Raw genomic sequence first — 2,607 nt, forward strand, 5'->3', positions numbered from 1 at the left:
GTCCGGTCACGGACGGGGCCGAGGCTCATCCGGGGCGGCTCGGCGGGCGGGTACTGTCCGGCCGGCGTTGCGTGACCGGTTGACGTCCGGGCTGGCCGAGGTCGGTCTCGATCTCGAGGATGTGACGGTGAGCCGGGCCGGTTCCCGCAGCCTGGTTCGGGTCGCAGTGGACCGCGACGGCGGCATCGACCTGGACGCGGTGGCGGAGGCCGCCAGAGTGGTCTCGGATCTGCTCGACGCGGCGGAGGCGGCTGGCGAGGGGCTCACCGCAGGCCCGTACGTCCTGGAGGTCACCTCCCCGGGGGTCGACCGGCCGCTGACCGCTGCGCGGCACTGGCGCCGAGCCGTCGGACGACTCGTGACCGTGCGTGACAGCGCCGGGGACGTCCTGTCCGGCCGGGTGCTGTCCGCCGACGAGGACGGGGCGGATCTGGCCGTTGCCACGGGTCCGGCCCGGCGCGGGCGGCCGCAGCGGCGCCGTGTCGCGCGGGTCACCTATGCACAGGTCGAGCGAGCGACGGTGGAGGTCGAGTTCTCGACCGAGGGGAATGATGATCTTTCTGGTGAGTCACCGTCGCAACCGTCGGCTGGTGCACCGCAATTCCCGGTTTCCGACGTGAGCGCCGATGCGCCGCGGGCGCACACCGCCCGTGACGATGCGGTGCAGGACGATCTCCCGGCGTCGCCGGGGCCGGTATCCAACGACGAGGGCCGCCAGGTCGACGCCCAGGGCGCGGCCGGTGAGGAGATGACCCGGTGAAGCTCGACGTGGCCGCGTTGCGCGGTATCGAGCGGGAGAAGGACATCGCCTTCGACACCCTGGTGCAGGCGATGGAGACGGCCCTGTTGACGGCGTATCACCACACCGCGGGATCGGCCCCCGAGGCCCGGGTGGTCATCGACCGGACGACGGGGGAGGTGTCCGTCCTCGCCCGCGAGCAGGGTCCCGACGGGACCAGTCGGGAGTACGACGACACGCCGGCCGACTTTGGCCGAATTGCGACCATGACGGCGAAGCAAGTGATCATGCAGCGGCTGCGTGAGGCGCAGCAGGAGGTCACCTACGGGCAGTACGCCGATCGTGAGCACGAGGTCGTCTCCGGCGTGGTGCAGCATCATGAGCAGCGGGCCGGCTCCAAGGTGGTGCTGGTCGATCTGGGCACAATCGAGGGTGTCCTGCCGCCAGCCGAGCAGGTCCCCGGCGAGCGGCTCGAGCACGGTGACCGGATCAAGTGCTACGTGGTGCACGTCGCCCGCGGGCCGCACGGCCCCACCGTGACCCTGTCGCGAACCCACCCCGAGCTGGTCAAGGGCCTGTTCCGGCTGGAGGTGCCCGAGGTCGCCGACGGCACCGTGGAGCTTGCCGCGATCGCCCGTGAGGCGGGCCATCGCAGCAAGCTCGCCGTCCGCTCGAAGGTGGCCGGGGTCAACCCCAAGGGCGCCTGTATCGGGCCGATGGGCAGCCGGGTGCGCGCCGTCATGGCGGAGTTGCACGGCGAGAAGATCGATATCGTCGACTGGTCGGCGGACCCGGCGACCTTCGTCGGCAGCGCCCTGTCACCGGCTCGGGTGGCTCGGGTCGAAGTGACGGATCTGGCGAGTCGGTCGGCGCGGGTCGTCGTCCCCGACTACCAGCTGTCGCTGGCGATCGGCCGGGAGGGGCAGAACGCGCGGCTGGCGGCGCGGCTGACCGGATGGCGCATCGACATCCACTCCGACACGGAGGATCGGGCCGGCGGGCCGCCGGCTACCGCCGAGCCGCCGCCCGCGGGAGCGCCGCGGCGGTCCGGGCCATCCGGGGGCCCGCGCCGCTCTTCCGCCGCGGGTGGTCACTCCCGGGGTCGGGCGGGATAGACTTATGGTGGCGTGTCGTGCGGAGCCCGTCCGTACCTGTATCGGATGTCGAAGCCGCGCGCCGAGTTCCGACCTACTGCGTATCGTCGTGGACAGCGGTGAGCTTCTGCCGGATGCTCGTCGCCGTATGCGTGGTCGGGGTGCGCACGTGCATCCGGATCGCACCTGTGTCGATCTCGCGGAGCGGCGAAAGGCGTTCCCGCGGGCCCTGCGGGTATCGGGTCCGCTCGAGTTGGGGCAGGTCAGGCGCTACCTGGAACGGCTCCCGATGGGGCAGAAGTTCGGGTAAAGAGGTAACGGGTGGTCTGCGGCAGCGGAGAGCCCGGGTCAGACGGGACGGACGCCGCCACCTACGGCGCCCGGTCCGGGAGGCGGCGCCACATGACGTCGACAGGGAAGCAGGTCGAGACAGCGATGATCGCTCAATGAGCACCCAGCCATGATCACGACCGACAGGTAACGAGGTCACGCGGGCACGGACCGCGGGCCGATCGAAGGAGCACCGTGGCAGGAAAGGCCCGCGTACACGAGCTCGCCAAGGAGCTTGGTGTCGACAGCAAAACCGTGCTCGCCAAGCTGAAAGACCTGGGCGAGTTCGTGAAGTCCGCTTCGTCTACCGTCGAAGCCCCCGTCGTCCGCAAGCTGAAGGAAGCCTTCCCCACCGAGGGCGGGTCCGCCTCGGGCGGGCGTCCCGGCGGTCGACCGGTGCCTGGCAACGGCGCCCGTCCGGCCCCGCCACGCCCCGGCCTCGCG

At 71.3% G+C, this 2,607-nt stretch carries 4 protein-coding genes; all 4 read left to right on the forward strand.

Going from position 1 to position 2,607, the window contains the following annotated elements:
* Window positions 1-760, forward strand: a 760-nt coding sequence (rimP, locus tag NBZ83_RS31485; RefSeq protein ID WP_261576440.1) for a ribosome maturation factor RimP, incomplete at its 5' end; no start/stop codon positions are given.
* The gene (gene nusA / locus NBZ83_RS31490; RefSeq protein ID WP_261566980.1) at window positions 757-1,854 is read left to right on the forward strand and encodes a transcription termination factor NusA; all 1,098 of its coding nucleotides are present in this window, start codon (window positions 757-759) and stop codon (window positions 1,852-1,854) included. The genes rimP and nusA, both read left to right, overlap by 4 nt.
* Before the next feature lie 4 nt (window positions 1,855-1,858).
* Window positions 1,859-2,143, forward strand: coding sequence for a YlxR family protein (locus NBZ83_RS31495; RefSeq protein ID WP_261566979.1), 285 nt, complete (start codon window positions 1,859-1,861; stop codon window positions 2,141-2,143).
* 215 nt (window positions 2,144-2,358) lie between these two features.
* Window positions 2,359-2,607 (forward strand): translation initiation factor IF-2 N-terminal domain-containing protein (locus tag NBZ83_RS31500; RefSeq protein WP_261576441.1); only part of this gene is annotated, 249 nt, incomplete at its 3' end.

It is taken from the genome of Frankia gtarii, assembly GCF_025403375.1.
Classification (GTDB): Bacteria; Actinomycetota; Actinomycetes; order Frankiales; family Frankiaceae; genus Frankia; species Frankia gtarii.